Here is a 19,110-nt window from a genome sequence, read left to right on the forward strand (position 1 = left end):
GGGCAACATCTCCCCTGCCAAAGTAAAAACTGCGCTTTTCTCCACGCTTTCCTTGCAACTTACTTGTCAAAGTAAAAAAACTCGTTAATTTTGTCACTATAGGAAAATAACGTTTTTATCCCGCTTACAGGTTTTTAGGCCCCAACCTTTAAGCCGAACTCTTGGAAACTCTAGTTAGATCATGTTTAAGTTGTATCGGAAACAGAAATTTAAGCGTCTTCAAAACACTCTGATGCTGGCATTTCTGGTCTTAAGTATCACGCCTCTTACCGTTATCGCTATCTTCTTCTTGCAGTCACACACCACTGACTTACAAGAGCAGAGCACATTGCATTTGGTTTCTGTTCGCGATAGCAAGCAGCAGCAAGTCGTTGACTACCTATATGCGAAAGAGTCGGAAGTCATGGGGTTTGTACGCTCAGAGTTAGCGTATGCGAGTGGTGGTCGATTCTACGGCTTGGTCAACGCATTTGGCAGCTTAGGCCTTGATATTGAGCAGGCACGCGAGTACGCACAAAAGCGTTATATCCAAGGTTCGGGCGATCAAATCAAAACCTCTATTTTGCCTCAGTCTAGCCTCTTTAATGGTACAGAACGCTACCGCTTGCTTCATAAACGCTATCACTGGGCTTATCTGGAACTTCTCAAGCGCTCTGATTTCGATGATATCTTATTGGTTGATCGAGAAGGAAACGTCACTTACTCGGCGTTTAAATATGACAATTTCGGCACTAACTTGCTAACTGGCAAATATAAAGATGCCAACTTAGGACACACTTTTACCAAACTAAGAAATCTGGTCACTGAAAAACGTAAAACGAACGAAGACTTTACGCCGGTTATTATTTCAGATTTTGCCCAAGAGCAAGGCAAGTCAGTTGCATGGCTAGGCGCACCCATTGTGCAGCAAGGTTATCTGCACAGCTATGCCATGTTTCGTCTGCCGAATAACGGCATCACCAAGCTCATAGCTGATACCAAAAACATCCCTTCGATGAAGACCCTTTTGGTTGGTGCCGATCATAAATCCCGTACTCTCGCATACGAGCAGGAAGATATTGATAAAAGTCGACAAGTGGTGGAGCTCGCCTTGTCTGGATTAACCAGCTTTGGAACCTACTCTAACTCAGAGAAAGAGGCCATCATTGCCGCCTACGCCCCGATTTCGGTTAAAGGTATCGACTGGGCACTGGTCGTTGAAGTACCAGAAAGTGTTGCCTTTGCTCGCATTCATCAACTTGAAACTGTGTTTATTTTCGCGATGTTAACGGCAATCTTACTGGTTGTTATGGCCTCCCACTACCTGTCCAATTTCATCACATCCCCACTTCTTAAATTGACTTGGGCTGCCGAGAAGGTATCTGCTGGCGATCTTGATGCCACCATGATCAACACGCAGCGTAAAGATGAAATCGGACGTCTTGCGGTCAGTTTTGAGCGAATGCAACGCTCAATTCGCGAAAAGATCCTCTTAATCAAAGAGCAAAATGAAGAGCTAGAAAGCAACCTCAAACTCATTCAAAAACAAAATGATGAGTTACAGCTCGCCAATAAACTCAAAGATGAATTCTTAGCGACAACCTCTCATGAGTTACGAACGCCTTTACACGGTATGGTGGGGATAGCCGAAGCACTCACTTCAGGAGCTAACGGCCCAATCACAGCAGAACACAAATACCAGTTAGATATCATTATCAGCAGTGGTCAGCGTCTTGCTACCTTGGTTGATGACTTACTTGATTACCATAAGATGCGTTATGGAAACTTGGATATCGACACCAGTGCCGTAGATTTATCCGGTTCAACGCGCTTAGTACTTGAGCTTTCTTCCCATCTGCTAGGCAACAAACCCATCAGAATTATCAACCAAGTACCTAGTGAACCCGTGTGGGTCAGTGCCGACCCGCAAAGACTTGAACAGGTGCTATATAACTTGGTTGGCAATGCAATCAAATACACCAGCGAAGGCAAAATTGTCATTTCCGCGAACGTTATCGACGATCATATTCGTGTTCAGGTCGTTGATACTGGCCAAGGTATTCCAGCTGACCAGCTCGAACATATTTTTGAGCCTCTGATTCAAGCAGGCAGCGACTCAAGCCGATACCGTCAAGGCGCAGGATTAGGTTTGTCTATCAGTCGTCAGTTGATCGAACTGATGCAAGGTTCTTTGTATGTGAGTAGTCAGCCTATGGTTGGCACCACGTTCAGCTTTACATTACCTATCGCGAGTGAAGAGCAAATTCAGCAAGCAAACCACTATGAAGCGCCCCACTTTATCGCGCCGGATAGCGGAGAGATAGAGTTAGCCGAACCTGTTAGCCTACCAGAAAACCCTGAAGGTCCTCTGCTACTCGTAGTTGATGACGAGCCCGTGAACCTTAGAGTCTTGGATAGTTTCCTAAGACTGGAAGGCTATCGCGTACGCACGGCTAAAGATGGTCACGAAGCACTGGAATCGATTGAGAAAGAGAAACCAGAGCTACTGTTACTGGATATTATGATGCCAGGTATGAGCGGATATCAGGTGTGTGAAACGGTTCGTAAAAAGTACGATCATGCCGCCCTGCCTGTCATCATGCTGACTGCTCTTAATCAAACGGATGACCGAATTCGCGGGTTTAACGCTGGGGCTAACGATTACCTGTCGAAACCATTTAACAAGCAAGAGCTTGCTGCCCGTATCGTTGCCCATCTAACGGCCAGCAAAGCTGAACTACGCCGACTTGAGAACCAGCAACTCCAGCTTGAACTCAAGCACCGAGCAATGGTTGAAGCCAGCCTGTTAGAAACACAAGGACGCCTACTAGAGCAACTAGAAACGGCGCCAGAAGCCATCATCTGTATTCGTGAAGATAACAAGATTCGCTTTGCCAATGAGGCGGCTTCAAAGCTATTTAAACGTTCCACCGAACAGCTAAAACGCTCAAGCGCTGACGAACTTATCGCACCCAAATTCCTTAATGTTGAACAAGAGCATTACTGCGGTACGATTGATGTTTACGTCGAAGATGTCCGACAGCACCTTTCTGCGGATATTTTGAAACTTCCACAAGGTTCAGGCCTGCGTTCGATTTACATCTTCAACGTTGGCGGCAGCATCAATGCAAGCCGCATTAATAACTTGGAAAGCGCAATTGAAGCGTTGTCCAGTTTTGCCTTTGAAGGTGATAAAGCCAAACTGCAAGAACTCAAAGAGCTGGGAGGAGAGTTTACGCGATTGGCTGATCGAGTTGCCGGAGACAGTAAATCCAAACAAGATATTATGCGCGAAGTGTTAGTTGACGCGATGACAAGCGCACTCAACTACTGGGAGTCCGTCACAGGACAAACCAAGTTCTCGTTCGCAGAACAAAGTGGTTTATGGCGCGTCTATCTCGACCGCAGTACTTTGCAAACGCGCACACTCGACAAATATCTACGTGCCGAGACGCTACCGAAAACACCACGCTGGAGAACGGTTCTAAGCTCACTGGATTACATCCTAGAGCACTGCAATGAACAAGGCCCAGAGAGAACGCATATTGAAGGGCTAAGAGATAAACTTCAGCACTTACTGACAAGCTAATACACCTTCAATGCCAAACTAAAAAGCCCGCAGTAAGCGGGCTTTTGATTCTCATCATTTTGCCTTGATTAATACTCAAATACAGTTATTACGACTCGTAAAACAACCTATTGCTTGCCGCCATTTAGCCGCTATTTTTTGTCTAGCAGGTACCCCAATTGATACAAAACCACCAACAATGCGTAAAAAGAACTCAGTTTGCGAAGCCAATCACAACAAGACGGCAGTTTTAATTTAACCCCAAAAATTAACAGAAAACCTCCAAGTGACCCACATCTCACATTTTAACTCCATAAAAAGAAGCCTTATAAAATAAAGAAAATGAAGTTAGCAACCACTCACAAACAAACTGGTGCACATGGACTATTGCGACTCACTTCAAAGGCCTTTTCGTGATTACAATTTAATCAAATTTGGTTTTTTTAACAGTATTAACGGAGATGGTGATGGTTTTGACGTTTTTAACGGGAATAGCAATTGCGAAAATTGACGTTAAGGTGTTTTCTTAGTGTGCCTAAGGCCTACAGGCCACTCTGGATTTTCATATCACCTCCGATTGAAAATCATTAACAAGAGGTGGGCCTTAGTGAGTGTTTATCAATTGATGACATTCCATTCCATAAGTGAAATGAAAGCAAATAGTAAGGAACAGCTATGCTTGCCAACATAAAAAAAACAGCACTAGCAACAGCAATTATTGCTACAGCAACTACCGGATTCGCATCGGTAGCAACAGCCGCTGAACGTAGTGAACTAACTATCCACCCTAAAGAGTTCACAACTTTTGTTCGTAACTTTAACCCATACTTAGGTGCAACTCACTTGCACACTACTTGGGACTTCATCTACGAGCCTCTAGTTGTGTTCAACGAAATGCACGGTAACACACCAGTATTCCGTTTAGCAGAAAACTTTAAAATGGCTGACGACCTAAAGAGCGTAACTTTCGATATTCGTAAAGGCGTGAAATGGTCTGACGGCGAAACATTTGATGCTAACGATGTCGTGTTCTCTTTCAACCTAGTTAAAGAGAAATCAGAGCTAGACCAAAGCGGTATCAACTCTTGGGTATCTTCTGTTGAGAAACTAAATGACTACCAAGTTAAATTTAACCTAACAGAAGCGAACTCAAACGTTCCTTACGAAATTGCTAAAGTACCAGTTGTACCTGAGCACATTTGGAAAGACGTGAAAGATCCTTCAACCTTCACTAACGAGAACCCTGTAGGCTCTGGTCCATTTACAGAAATCGATACGTTCACTGCTCAGCTATACATCCAGTGTGCTAACCCGAATTACTGGGATGCAGACAACCTAGATGTTGACTGTCTACGTGTTCCTCAAATTGCAAACAACGACCAGTTCCTAGGTAAAGTTGTTAACAGTGAAATGGACTGGACGTCTTCATTCATTCCTGACATCGACCGTACTTACGCTGCGGCAAGCCCTAATCACCAGTACTGGTACCCGCCAGCAGGTACTCAGGCATTCGTTGTTAACTTCAAAAACCCTGATGCAGCGAAGAACGAAGCACTTACTAACGTAGACTTCCGTCGTGCATTCTCTATGGCTCTAGACCGTCAAACTATTATCGACATCGCGTTCTACGGTGGCGGTACAGTGAACGACTTCGCATCTGGCCTTGGCTATGCATTCGAAGCTTGGTCTGACGAAAAGACTCACAGCAAGTACAAAGGCTACAACACATACAACGTTGAAGGTGCTAAAGAGTTACTGAAGAAAGCGGGCTTTAAAGATGTAAACAAAGATGGTTTCGTTGACACTCCATCTGGTAAGTCTTTCGAGCTACTAATCCAATCTCCAAACGGTTGGACTGACTTCAACAACACCGTTCAACTTGCAGTTGAGCAACTTGCTGACGTAGGCATTAAAGCGAAAGCACGTACTCCAGATTTCTCTGTTTACAACCAAGCAATGCTTGAAGGTACGTACGACGTAGCTTACACAAACTACTTCCACGGTGCAGACCCATACACTTACTGGAACAGTGCTTACAACTCAGCACTTCAATCTGGTGAAGGTATGCCTCGCTTCGCGATGCACTTCTACAAAAATGACAAGCTAGATGGCCTACTAAACAGCTTCTACAAAACAGCTGATAAGAACGAGCAGCTAGAAATCGCTCACGGCATCCAGCAAATCATCGCTTCTGACCAAGTTACGATTCCTGTAATGTCTGGTGCTTACATGTACCAATACAATACAACTCGATTCACTGGTTGGTGGAACGAAGAAAATCCAAAAGGCCGTCCAAACATTTGGGCTGGTATCCCAGAGCGTCTACTACACGTACTGGACCTAAAACCAGTTAAATAAGTAGTTGTTCTAACGATGCGGCATACGCTCTGTATGCCGCAAAATCCCCCAACGTTTTGATGTGTTCTTTATATGGCGCCAGTCGTCAGGGGATTGTTCGCTCTAAATTCTGTTTTCGCTAGGAGCGACCTGAAACCAGAAACAGGGAAAATCTGGGTAAGTAAGGTGAGTTATGGGTTATTTTTTAAGACGTTTGTCGTTCTATTTAGTCGCATTGTTAGTTGCTGCGACATTAAACTTTATTATTCCTCGTGCAATGCCGGGTGATCCGGTTACCATGATGTTTGCTAACGCTTCGGTCCAAGTAACGCCGGAACGTATCGCTGCAATGAAAGAGCTATTAGGCTTTGTTGATGGCGGGTTGTTTACTCAATACATCGCCTACATGAAAAACATCCTAAGCTGGGAACTTGGAACATCAATCCAGTTCTACCCACTATCTGTTAACAAACTTTTGGGTGGAGCATTTGGTTGGTCACTATTCCTAGCTGGTAGCGCCGTTATCCTCTCATTCTCAATAGGTTCGATACTAGGTATCTTTGCTGCATGGAAACGTGGCAGCAAATATGACGCCTTCGTAACTCCTGGCATGCTTATTATTCAGGCCGTGCCTCAAGTTGTAATCGCAATGTTGGCGCTATTTATCTTTGCGATTGGCCTAAAGTGGTTCCCAACTGGCTATGCATATACCGCAGGCACCGTGCCTGATTGGACAAGCTGGGCGTTCTATAAGGATGCCGCATATCATGCTGTGCTACCTCTATTCTGTGCTTCGATCATTCAAATTGGTGGCTTCCTAGTCAACATGCGTAACAACATGATCAACCTGCTTGCAGAAGACTACATCACGATGGCCAAAGGTAAGGGTCTGAGTGAGAACCGTGTGGTATTCAACTACGCAGCGCGTAACGCTCTACTTCCTAGTGTTACTGCACTTTCAATGTCGCTAGGTATGGCCATCGGTGGTCAGCTAATCGTTGAAATCATCTTCAACTACCCAGGTCTAGGTACTGTATTACTTAACGCTATCAACGCTCGTGACTACCAAGTTCTTCAGGGTCAATTGATCATCATGACGATGTTTATGCTGTCATTTAACCTTATCGCCGACATGCTTTACGTAGTACTTGATCCTCGCCTTCGTAAGGGAGGGAAATAATTATGAAAGATCTATTTAAACTGATTCTAGGTAACGCTTACGCTCGTACGGGCTTAACCATTGTTGTACTGTTCATTTTCATGGCGATTGCCGCACCTTTGATTACCAAACACGCGCCAGATAAGCGCACGGGCAATCCACATGAATACCCAGGTTTCGTCGTTAAGTCAGCCAAAGCAAATCCAGATGGCTGGATCGCACAAAACCTAGCTACCGATCGCCGTACTATGCTGTTGTCGAAAAAAGCAGATCACGTACTGGGTACTAGCCGTATGGGTCGCGACATCTGGTCACAACTGGTTTACGGTGCTCGTATCTCTCTAGGTGTTGGCTTCGGCGCAGGTATCACTGTTTGTTTCCTAGCGACGGTCATTGGTATCTCTGCGGGTTACTTCGGTGGCCGTGTTGACGATTTCCTGACCGCAGCAATGAACATCATGTTGGTTATTCCTCAGTATCCTTTACTGTTCGTACTCGCCGCCTTTATCGGTGAAGCAGGCCCGTTAACCATTGCCATCATCATCGGCTGTACATCCTGGGCATGGGGGGCAAGGGTAATCCGCTCTCAAACTCTGTCTTTACGTGAAAAAGAGTTTGTAAAAGCGGCAGAAGTTCTCGGTGAATCATCGTTCCGTATCATCTTTGTTGAAATCCTACCAAACCTTATCCCAATCGTAGGCGCGAGCTTCATTGGTTCGGTTATGTACGCAATCGGCATGGAATCTATTATTTCGTTCCTAGGTCTAGGCGACCCTAGCACCATCAGTTGGGGCATCATGCTCTACAACGTACAGACCTCTTCAGCAATGCTAATCGGCGCTTGGTGGGAAGTTCTTGCACCTTGTGCAGCCTTAACTCTACTCGTAACAGGTCTTGCTCTACTGAACTTTGCAGTTGACGAAATTGCGAACCCGCAGCTTCGCTCTCACAAAGGTATGAAACGCTGGAAAAAACTGGCTGAGCAGGACAAGAAAGAGCGTCAGCCAGAACTGCCACCACAAAATGCACTATGGAGCGGAGATAAATAACCATGACAGCACCACTCATTTCTATCCGCAACCTTTGCGTTGACTACATTACTGATGCAGGTGACGTACGTGCCTGTAACAATGTCAGCTTTGATATTGCACCTGGAGAAGTATTCGGCTTAGCAGGCGAGTCTGGTTGTGGTAAATCCACCGTTGCTTTCTCTCTGATGCGCCTACATAAGCCACCAGCGTTTATCACCGGTGGCGAGGTTATCTTCAATGGTGAGGACATCCTTAAATACAGCGATGAACGCATGCAATCGTTCCGTTGGAGCGAGATGTCGATGGTCTTCCAGAGCGCAATGAACGCGCTCAACCCAGTACTGACAATGGAAGACCAGTTCTGCGACGTAATCATGCGTCATACCAATATGACGCGTGAACAGGCTCGTAAACGCGCAGAAGGATTGCTTGAAATCGTAGATATTCACCCTAGCCGTTTGAATGACTACCCTCACCAGTTCTCTGGTGGCATGCGTCAACGTCTGGTTATCGCGATTGCACTGGCGCTAAACCCCAAAATGATCATTATGGATGAGCCAACCACCGCTCTCGACGTAGTGGTTCAGCGTGAAATACTGCAAAAGATCTACGCGTTAAAAGAAGAGTTTGGTTTCTCTATTCTGTTCATTACTCACGATCTCTCTTTGATGGTCGAGTTCTCAGATCGCATCGGCATCATGTATTCCGGTGAGTTGATTGAAGTCGCACCATCAAAGCAGATTCTGGAAAGTCCTTACCACCCTTACACCAAAGGTCTGGGTAGCTCTTTCCCTCCATTAACTGGCCCAAAAACGAAGCTTACTGGTATTCCAGGCAACCCACTTAACCTTCTAGAGATACCACAAGGTTGTCGCTTCCAAGCTCGTTGTGACCGCGTGCATGAAACATGTACTCAAGTCCCAACTGCACTAAGACAAATTGAGCCAAATCGTTTCTCTAACTGTCACCTCTATGGCGAGCCGATTGCACAGAGAAAACTCTAGCAAGACGCTGAGAAACAAAGAAAAGATTACTGGAGACAAATATGAGCAAAGATTTTGGCCAACTACTTGTTGAGGGAAAAAACCTGGTAAAGGATTTCCCGATCAACAGTAATGCCTTAAACCAACCTATGATGCGTGCGATCAACGACGTATCGTTCAAAATGTACAAAAGCCGCGGCCTATCCGTGGTGGGTGAATCAGGTTCGGGTAAATCCACTACAGCGAAGATGATCGCAAAAATGTACGCACCAACATCAGGTGTGATTGAGTACAAAGGCCGTGATATTCAAACCATCGATTCTCGTTCGGATCTGATGGCATACCGTGAAGGCGTGCAGATGGTTTGGCAAGACCCATTTGGCTCTCTAAACCCTACTCATAACATCTTTCACCATATTGCACGACCACTGCTTATCCACAAGAAGGTGTCACCTGGCAATAAGAAGGAACTGGAAGAGCGCGTTTATGACCTGCTTGAACAAGTTGGTCTGATCCCGCCAAAAGAGACATCACAAAAATTCCCGCACCAGTTATCAGGCGGTCAGCGTCAACGTGTCAACCTGGCACGTAACATCGCGGTAGGTGCAGAAGTTGTGCTCGCCGACGAACCAACATCAATGCTGGACGTATCGATTCGTGCAGGTGTCCTAAACCTGATGGAAGAGATGAAATTCGAAAAGCAGATGTCTCTGCTTTACATCACTCACGATATCGCAACCGCTCGTTACATTGCGGAAGATCTGGCAGTTATGTATGTGGGACACATGGTTGAATGGGGAGATACTGACGAGATCATCCACGATCCTCAACACCCATACACGCAACTCTTGGTCTCAGCAGTACCAGATCCAAGTAAGTCGATTCACGAAAAACTCAAAGGTAACAAAGGCGAGATTCCGTTGTGGACACCAGCCTCAGTGGGCTGTCCATTTGCCGGACGCTGCCAACACGCTACTGATAAGTGCAGTGAGAAGTTACCAGAAGTCACTCAATTGTCTGACAACCACTTTGTGCGTTGTTACCTATACGAAAAATAATGCCATAAGAGCCAGGAGCGCAAGCTCTTGGCTCAACAACTCAATCACCCCCTATTTTCGGAGATTTTGATGCTGCTACTTACTAACCATATTGGTTATGAAGCCCTTGGGCCAAAGCAGGCTGTTTTGATGACACGTAAAGCACGTCTTTCATCTACCACTGCGCTGTTAGTCTGTGCTGATAGTCACCAAACTGTCGCGACTTTTGCTGTCGAAAAAGGCACAAAAGTGGCCAATTGGCACCAAGGGAATTTTTTCCGCATCGAGTTCTCATCATTCGAACGCTCAGGTCATTACTACCTGCGTGTCGATAACCTACGCTCTGAAGTTTTTAACATTGCACAGGGATTACTGTTGAACACCACGCTTTCAGATGTTCTGCACTACTTTAAGTCTCAGCGCTGCGGCGGACGCTTTGACAAGCAAGATCATTCGATCCCTCTGTTTGGCTCAGAGACTCGCGTTGACGTACACGGTGGCTGGTATGATGCATCCGGAGATGTGAGCAAATACCTTAGTCATCTCTCTTATGCCAACTATCTCAACCCTCAGCAGACCCCTATGGTGGTCTGGAATCTACTTCAAGGGTTAGAACAACTCAAAGAGAATGAGCAAGTCGCTGCATTTACTAAAGTACGCATGACAGAAGAAGCGCTGTTTGGCGCAGACTTCTTAGTTCGAATGCAAAATGAACAAGGCTTTTTCTATATGACCATTTTTGATAAGTGGTCAAAAGACACCAAGCAACGCGAAATCTGTGCATACGAAACACAGCAAGGGCATAAATCAGACGATTTCCAAGCCGGCTTCAGACAAGGTGGCGGCGTTTCAATTGCCGCTTTAGCCGCCGCGTCACGCCTTGATGAAAGCGGTGAATACTCATCGAATGATTACCTTGAAGCCGCAGAAAAAGGCTACTGGCATTTACGCGAATGCAACACGCAATATCTCAATGATCAGCAAGAGAACATCATTGATGAATATTGCGCCCTACTTGCCGCCGTTGAGTTGTACAAATCGACACAGAAATCAGAGTACTTAAGTGAAAGTCGTCAATGGGCTGCAAAGCTTCACAACAGGCAGTGTAGCGATGACCGCTTTGAACATTTCTGGTCAGCAAACCAAGACGGCTCTCGCCCTTATTACCATGCCGCAGAAGCAGGTTTACCCAGCCTTGCTCTATGCCACTATTTATCGATTGAAAACGACCCACAACAGGCGGCTATCAGCCAATCTGTTGTGCAGCGAAGTGTTGAGTTTGAACTGGGGATTACTCAAGCGACAGCCAACCCATTTGGTTACCCACGCCAATATGTAAAAGGTGTGGGAGAACAAAAACGCGATGCTTTCTTTGTCGCCCAGAACAACGAAACAGGTTACTGGTGGCAAGGTGAAAACGCCCGTTTAGGGTCCTTATGTGCAATGGCATTTTTCGCACTACCGCATATCCAAAACCAAGAAACCAAACAACAACTGCTGCGTTTTTCTCAAAATGCTTTGAACTGGATCCTTGGTCTCAACCCATACCACATGTGCATGCTTGATGGACACGGACACAACAATCCTGACTACCTTCCTCAGTATGGATTTTTTAACGCAAAAGGTGGTGTCTGTAACGGTATCACCGCTGGCTTTGAAGATGCACAAGATATCGCTTTTAATCCGCCGGGACAAAAAGACGACATGTTGCAGAACTGGCGTTGGGGGGAGCAATGGATCCCACATGGTGCTTGGTACCTATTGGCTGTAATTACGCAATTTAGCCACTTTTCTCAACAAGAGGAGCAGTAACATGACGCTTTACTATGTCGGGATAGACGGTGGCGGTACTTCATGTCGAGCACGAATTCGCGATGCGGCAGGTCAGTTGGTCGGTGAAGCCAAAAGCGGCAGTGCCAATATCTTACTCGGTGTCAATGTCGCCATGGAGTCGATTATCGATGCGATTGCTCAGGCAGCCACGCTTGGTGGCCTGACAGAAGCCGATTTCAGCAAGATGCATGTGGGTTTAGCTTTAGCAGGGGCTGAGCAAAAGTCTGCATGGCAAGACTTTATGGCACAACCTCATCCTTTTGCTTCCGTCGTACTCAATACCGATGCATACGGTGCTTGTATCGGTGCCCATAACGGTGACGAAGGCGCCATTATGATTGCAGGTACGGGTTCGTGCGGTATCTATCTTAGCGGTAATCAGCAGCATGTGGTTGGAGGTCGTGAGTTTCCGATATCTGACCAAGGTGGTGGCGCAGTTATGGGTCTACGTCTAATTCAACAAGTATTGCTGGCTGACGATGGTATCGTCGAGAAAACGCCACTTGCCGAGCATGTTCTTGACCACTTCAACCATGATATCGACCAAATCGTCACATGGTCTAAAAGCGCGTTACCACGCGACTATGGTCAGTTTTCCCCTGCGATTTTCCACTATGCAACCCTAGGCGACAGCCTTGCTATCTCAATGCTTAAGCAGACGGCTGCTGACATTGAGATGTTCCTAGTCGCTCTACACCAAAAAGGAGCCACTCGTATCTGCTTGATGGGTAGCATTGCTGAGCGAATCAAGGCTTGGCTATCACCTCCGGTACAAGCTTGGGTGGTTGACGCTCAGTTTGATGCCATTGAAGGTGCCCTTATGTTCGCGGCTAAACCCGAACATAACTTGTATTAAGGATCTGTCATGAGCTTTCGTGTCGAACTCGCCGTTCTAGCTGAACAAAAACAGTTTTGTCGCTTTGGCTTAACTGTCCATAACCTTTCTGATCAGGATCTTGCTCAGTGGCAGATCCAATTCATTACTGATCGCTATATTCTGCCAGACAGTTTCACTAACGGGACGATCAAGCAGATCGGTAGTTTCTGCACCGTAGTGCCTGAATGTGACATTCTGACGGCTAATCAACACTACTACTGCGAGTTCAGCATCAACACGGCGCCATTGCGTTTTTACACTGATGGGTTCAAAGATGCCCTGATCATTGCCAACGACGGTGCAACGCAGTGCCCAGTAACCTTAACGCCGATAGCGCTTGCCTCTCCCTATAGAGAGCGCACCCAATTGCCAGAGGTCGAGAGTGCGTCAATTGCATTGATTCCTAGACCTCACAAAATTGAGCAACTGGACGGAAGTTTTCGACTGACTCGCTCCAGCCAAATAACATTGCAAACTTCGCTGGCAGAAAAAGCCGCGACGTGGCTGCAAGTTGAACTTGAGCGATTGTTTGAGTTTACAGTACAGACCATCGGGCAAAGCGATATCGTGTTTCGCAACAATCCAACCCTTGACGAAGGTGAATACCATCTTACCGTCAGTGGAACGGGGATCAGACTAGAATCAGGGTCACATGCAGGTTTTGTTCATGCCAGTGCCAGCTTGCTCCAACTCATTCAATTCAGTGAGCAAAATAAAGAGTTATCGGTACCTTATGTGAAAATTCATGATGAACCACGCTTTAAATACCGTGGCATGATGCTTGACTGTGCACGTCACTTTCACTCGGTGGATATGGTCAAACGGCTGATTAACCAATTGGCACACTACAAGTTTAATACCTTCCATTGGCATCTCACTGATGATGAGGGCTGGCGAATTGAAATAAAGGCATTTCCTCAACTAACCGAGTCGGGAGCCTACCGCGGTCCAGGTACCGTGCTGGAGCCACAATACAGTCACTTAAATCAACGTTACGGCGGTTACTACAACCAAGAGCAGATTAAGGACGTTATCGCTTACGCGCAAGAACGAGGCATCAACGTCATTCCGGAGATTGATATCCCTGGCCACTGCCGTGCGGCAATCAAATCACTACCAGAGTTGTTGTGTGATCCTGCTGATCAATCCCAATATCACAGTATTCAACATTATGACGATAACGTCCTATCACCAGCTTTGCCTGGCACTTATCAGTTTTTAGACAAGGTACTAGAAGAAGTTTCTGAACTCTTCCCTTCTCCTTGGGTACACATTGGTGCTGATGAAGTCCCTGCTGGTGTCTGGCTAGAAAGCCCTGCCTGTCAGGCGTTGATGGCTCAAGAGGGCTACCAAAACGCTAAAGAGCTGCAAGGACACCTACTCCGTTACGCAGAACAGAAACTGCGTTCACTGGGTAAACGTATGGTCGGATGGGAAGAGGCTCAACACGGTAATAAAGTCAGCAAAGACACGGTTATCTACTCTTGGCTGAGTGAAGAAGCGGCTCTTAACTGCGCTAAGCAAGGTTTTGACGTCATTCTCCAACCGGGTCAATCCACTTATCTCGACATGACTCAAGATTATCGTCCAGAAGAGCCTGGCGTTGATTGGGCGGCAGTGATCCCACTGGAGAACGCCTACCGCTATGAGCCATTGGCACAAGTGCCAGATACCGATCCGATTCGCAAACGTATTCTAGGAATTCAGTGTGCGCTGTGGAGTGAAATTGTCACTCACCAGTCACGATTGGATTACATGATATTCCCAAGACTCACTGCGCTGGCTGAAGCCTGCTGGACAGACAGAGCAGGCCGAGATTGGCTCGACTATCTATCACGGTTGAAAGGCCATTTACCTTTGCTCGACAAACAGCAAATCGAATATCGCCAACCGTGGAATTAACAAAGGTGCAAATGCATGGCATTTGCAGTTTTCTCTAGCATTAAAGTTTTGGCTACCAAAGTGGTAGCTTGGTAAAAAGGAAATTAACATGAAATACGGCTATTTCGATAACGACAATCGTGAATACGTCATTACTCGACCTGACGTCCCTGCACCATGGACGAACTATTTAGGCACAGAGAAATTCTGTACGGTTATCTCGCATAACGCGGGGGGATACTCTTTCTACAACTCGCCTGAATATAACCGTGTTACTAAATTCCGCCCGAACGCGACATTTGATCGCCCAGGGCACTATGTGTACCTGCGTGATGACGAAACTGGTGATTACTGGTCAATCTCATGGCAACCAGTCGCGAAAAGCCTAGACGAGGCGAACTATGAAGTTCGCCATGGTCTTTCATACTCGAAGTTCAAGTGTGAGTACAACGACATCACTGCAACCAAGACACTATTTGTTCCTAAAGGTGAAGATGCTGAAATTTGGGATGTTGTGATTAAGAACACTTCAGACAAGCCTCGCACTATCAGCGCCTTCTCGTTTGTTGAATTCTCATTTAGCCACATTCAGTCGGACAATCAGAACCACCAGATGTCTCTATACTCGGCAGGTACGGCATACAAAGATGGTGTGATTGAATACGACTTGTATTACAACACCAACGATTTTGAAGGATTCTACTACCTAGCTTCTACATTTGAACCAGACTCTTACGATGGTCAGCGTGACAGCTTCCTAGGTTTATACCGCGACGAAGCAAACCCGATTGCTGTAGAGACAGGTAAATGTTCGAACAGCGCTCAAACCTGTTACAACCACTGTGGTTCACTGCATAAACAATTCACGATTCAACCGGGTGAAGAAGTCCGTTTTGCTTACATTCTGGGTATCGGTAAAGGCAACGGCGAGCGCTTACGTGCTAAGTATCAGGATCTAGCAAACGTTGATGCAGCATTTGCTGGTATCAAAGCTCACTGGGACGAACGTTGTGCTAAGTTCCAAGTCAAGTCACCAAACGAAGGCCTCGATACCATGATCAATGCTTGGACTCTTTACCAAGCTGAAACATGTGTTGTCTGGTCTCGTTTTGCTTCCTTCATCGAAGTAGGTGGTCGTACTGGTCTTGGCTATCGTGATACCGCTCAGGATGCAATTTCAGTCCCACATGCCAACCCTGCGATGACACGCAAGCGCATTGTTGATCTTCTTCGCGGTCAGGTAAAAGCGGGATACGGTCTGCACCTATTCGATCCAGACTGGTTTGATCCTGAAAAAGCTGACGTTAAGCCTTCAAAATCACCAACAGTCGTACCGACACCATCAGATGAAGATAAGATCCATGGCATCGAAGATACTTGTTCTGACGATCATCTATGGCTCGTTCCTACCATCTGTAAATACGTAATGGAAACAGGTGAACACAGCTTCTTTGATCAAGTCATCCCATACGCAGATGGCGGTGAAGCAAGTGTTTACGACCATATGAAAGCCGCTTTAGATTTCTCTGCTGAGTACGTAGGTCAAACTGGCATCTGTAAAGGTCTGCGAGCAGACTGGAACGACTGTCTAAACCTAGGTGGCGGCGAATCTTCAATGGTTTCTTTCCTTCACTTCTGGGCACTGCAAGAGTTTATCGACCTTGCTAAATACCTTGGCAAAGACGCTGATGTGGCTAAGTACACTGAAATGGCGGCTAACGTACGTGAAGCGTGTGAAACTCACCTGTGGGATGACGAAGGTGGTTGGTACATCCGTGGTCTAACTAAGAACGGCGACAAGATTGGTACGGCACAACAGAAAGAAGGCCGTGTTCACCTAGAATCAAACACACTCGCGGTTCTATCTGGTGCGGTATCGCAAGAACGTGGTGAAAAAGCAATGGACGCCGTAGATGAGAACCTGTTCTCTGAATACGGTCTACACCTAAACTCACCATCATTTGCAACGCCAAACGACGATATCGGTTTTGTTACTCGCGTTTACCAAGGCGTGAAGGAAAACGGTGCGATCTTCTCGCATCCAAACCCTTGGGCATGGGTTGCTGAAGCTAAGCTAGGTCGCGGTGACCGTGCAATGAAGTTCTACGACGCACTGAACCCATATAACCAGAATGACATTATCGAAAAACGTATCGCTGAACCATACTCGTACGTTCAATTCATCATGGGTCGAGACCACCAAGATCATGGTCGTGCTAACCACCCTTGGTTAACAGGGACTTCTGGTTGGGCTTACTTTGCCGTGACCAACTTTATTCTGGGTGTGCGCACTGGCTTCGATGGTCTAACGATTGACCCTTGTATTCCAACTAGCTGGCCAGGCTTCGAAGTAACTCGTCAGTGGCTTGGCGCAACCTACAACATCAAGGTTGAAAACCCGAGCTCTGTAAGCAAAGGCATCAAGTCAATCACAGTGAACGGTCAGGCCGTGGAAGGAACATCTGTACCGGTTCAGCCTGAAGGCAGTGTAAACGACGTGGTGGTTGTGCTTGGTTAATCACCAGCAATGAGCCTCTTTCGAGAGGCTCATTACTTTCAATAAAGGATTATTCATATGATCAAATTTGGTACTGGTGGCTGGCGTGCATTCATAGGCGAAGAGTTCACCAAAGATAATGTCCGTTTAGTGGCACAAGCGGTTGCCAATATTATTAACCACGAGAACGTTGCCCAACGTGGCTTTGTGATCGGTTACGATCGACGTTTCCTGTCCGACAAAGCAGGACGCTGGTTCGCGGAAGTTCTCGCGGCTAACCGCATCAAGGTTAGCTTTATCGACAAGTTCGTTCCGACGCCAATCGTCATGTTCAAAGCTAAAGAGATGGGCTGCGCGTACTCTGCATGTATTACCGCATCTCATAACCCAGCCGATTACAACGGCATCAAAGTGTTTATTGAAGGCGGACGTGATGCGGATGAGATCATTACTGAAAAGATCGAGTCTCAAGTCGCCACCTTGACTCAACAACAAGTTCAATCCGTCGACTTTGAGCAAGCCGTGGAAGACAAGTTGATCGAAATTATCAATCCGATGAACGAATTCGTTGACTCGATCATCGACTTTATCGACATCGAGGCAATCAAAAAAGCCAATCTAAGAGTGTTGATCGATCCCATGTTTGGCGTTGCTAAGAATGCGCTGCAAACCGTGCTGATCAACGGTCGATGTGATGTTGATGTGATCAACGACGGTAAAAACCCAGACTTTGGTGGATTAATGCCGTCTCCAAGTGCCGCAACCTTGTACCGTCTAAAACACCTAGTCGCGGCTGAAGGATACGATATCGGCATTGGTACCGATGGTGACGCAGACCGTTTAGGCATTATCGATGAGAAAGGGAACTTTATTCATCCAAATGAAGTTCTGATGCTACTCTACTACTACTTGCTCGAATACAAAGGCTGGAAAGGCTCAGTCGTGCGTAATATTGCAACCACTCATCTGCTCGATAAGATCGCAGCTGATCATGGAGAGAAGAGCTTTGAGGTACCCGTTGGTTTCAAACACATTAGCTCACAGATGGAAGCCGATGACTCTCTTATCGGTGGCGAAAGCTCAGGTGGTTTAACGATTCGTGGTCACATCAAGGGCAAGGATGGCGTTTTTGCTTCAAGCTTACTGGTCGAAATGATCTCCGTTACAGGCAAAAAGCTTTCTGAGCTGCTTAACGAAATTTATGGTAAGTACGGCTATGCCTACACGGCGGAAGGCGATTGCACATTCAAGCCAGCGCAGAAACAAGCTCTGTACGACAAAATCTACGTAGAAAAACAACTGCCTCAATTTGAGTTCGAGATTGATAAAGTGAGCTACGAGGATGGGGCAAAAGTTTACTTTAAAAACGGTGGTTGGGTGATTGCACGTTTCTCTGGAACTGAACCACTACTGCGTATTTTTGCCGAAATGGAAGATAAACAGACAGCGGAATGTGTTCTTCAACAAGTCAAAGAGTTTTTGCAATTGTAATGCTCTCATGACCCATCCTACCCTATAGGTGAAGAACACTTGCCCGGCTTAATCGCCGGGCTTTTTTTGTTGCAACATCTTGGAGTTCTACACCGAAACCGCCGAAATTTCCGCTCTGATATTTTCATGATCTTTGCCAACTTCAATAACACCTTCATCATTAACTATTTGAGCCAACGGCTATTGCTCTGTGGTTAAGAAGACTATGATTATCCTCGAAATAGCATTAATCACATGTTTCCGGTGGAAGAACGTACGTTTTGCTTGAGTATTTCAATGTAAACTCTCTCTCAGATGTGCATTCTATGTAGCCTTGTTCGTAGAGGTTCTTTTTTAAGGTTGTATTCATATTCCACCCTATTACAAACGCAAACATGGTTAAGAACCCTAGAACAATAAAGACTATTTTAGGAATCCATTTGGCCTGCCGGCCTGTA

11 protein-coding genes are annotated in these 19,110 nt (G+C 46.2%); all 11 read left to right on the forward strand.

Annotation, left to right across the window (positions count from 1 at the left end; all coding sequences use genetic code 11):
• Nucleotides 1–181 precede the first annotated feature (181 nt).
• The 11 genes from ACQEXR_RS04350 (at nt 182) to ACQEXR_RS04400 (ending at nt 18,673) form a co-directional block, all read left to right on the forward strand.
• The gene (locus ACQEXR_RS04350; protein WP_427019809.1) at nt 182–3,568 is read left to right on the forward strand and encodes a response regulator; all 3,387 of its coding nucleotides are present in this window, start codon (nt 182–184) and stop codon (nt 3,566–3,568) included.
• 654 nt (nt 3,569–4,222) lie between these two features.
• The gene (locus ACQEXR_RS04355; RefSeq protein ID WP_331416880.1) at nt 4,223–5,905 is read left to right on the forward strand and encodes an ABC transporter substrate-binding protein; all 1,683 of its coding nucleotides are present in this window, start codon (nt 4,223–4,225) and stop codon (nt 5,903–5,905) included.
• Between the two features lie 172 nt (nt 5,906–6,077).
• On the forward strand, nt 6,078–7,064 hold the full coding sequence (locus tag ACQEXR_RS04360) for an ABC transporter permease (protein WP_331416881.1): 987 nt from the start codon (nt 6,078–6,080) through the stop codon (nt 7,062–7,064).
• A gap of 2 nt (nt 7,065–7,066) precedes the next feature.
• Entirely contained in the window at nt 7,067–8,092 is a 1,026-nt protein-coding gene (locus tag ACQEXR_RS04365; protein ID WP_331416882.1) for an ABC transporter permease, read from the forward strand.
• Between the two features lie 2 nt (nt 8,093–8,094).
• Nucleotides 8,095–9,078 carry an ABC transporter ATP-binding protein gene (locus ACQEXR_RS04370; protein WP_138972153.1) on the forward strand — a complete coding sequence of 328 codons (984 nt, stop codon included), beginning with the start codon at nt 8,095–8,097 and terminating at the stop codon, nt 9,076–9,078.
• A gap of 41 nt (nt 9,079–9,119) precedes the next feature.
• Nucleotides 9,120–10,115, forward strand: a complete 996-nt coding sequence (locus ACQEXR_RS04375; protein WP_331416883.1) for an ABC transporter ATP-binding protein — start codon at nt 9,120–9,122, stop codon at nt 10,113–10,115.
• Nucleotides 10,116–10,184: 69 nt separating this feature from the next.
• Nucleotides 10,185–11,906, forward strand: a complete 1,722-nt coding sequence (locus tag ACQEXR_RS04380; protein WP_427019810.1) for a glycoside hydrolase family 9 protein — start codon at nt 10,185–10,187, stop codon at nt 11,904–11,906.
• 1 nt (nt 11,907) lies between these two features.
• On the forward strand, nt 11,908–12,783 hold the full coding sequence (locus tag ACQEXR_RS04385; protein WP_331416885.1) for an N-acetylglucosamine kinase: 876 nt from the start codon (nt 11,908–11,910) through the stop codon (nt 12,781–12,783).
• 9 nt (nt 12,784–12,792) lie between these two features.
• Nucleotides 12,793–14,706, forward strand: coding sequence for a beta-N-acetylhexosaminidase (locus ACQEXR_RS04390; RefSeq protein WP_426951120.1), 1,914 nt, complete (start codon nt 12,793–12,795; stop codon nt 14,704–14,706).
• Nucleotides 14,707–14,794: 88 nt separating this feature from the next.
• A complete protein-coding gene (locus ACQEXR_RS04395) occupies nt 14,795–17,203 on the forward strand; it encodes a GH36-type glycosyl hydrolase domain-containing protein (RefSeq protein ID WP_138972158.1) in 2,409 nt (802 codons plus the stop codon).
• A gap of 57 nt (nt 17,204–17,260) precedes the next feature.
• On the forward strand, nt 17,261–18,673 hold the full coding sequence (locus ACQEXR_RS04400; protein ID WP_138972159.1) for a phosphoglucomutase/phosphomannomutase family protein: 1,413 nt from the start codon (nt 17,261–17,263) through the stop codon (nt 18,671–18,673).
• Nucleotides 18,674–19,110: the final 437 nt, after the last annotated feature.

It is taken from the genome of Vibrio sp. TRT 2004 (genome assembly GCF_050113735.1).
GTDB lineage: Bacteria > Pseudomonadota > Gammaproteobacteria > Enterobacterales > Vibrionaceae > Vibrio.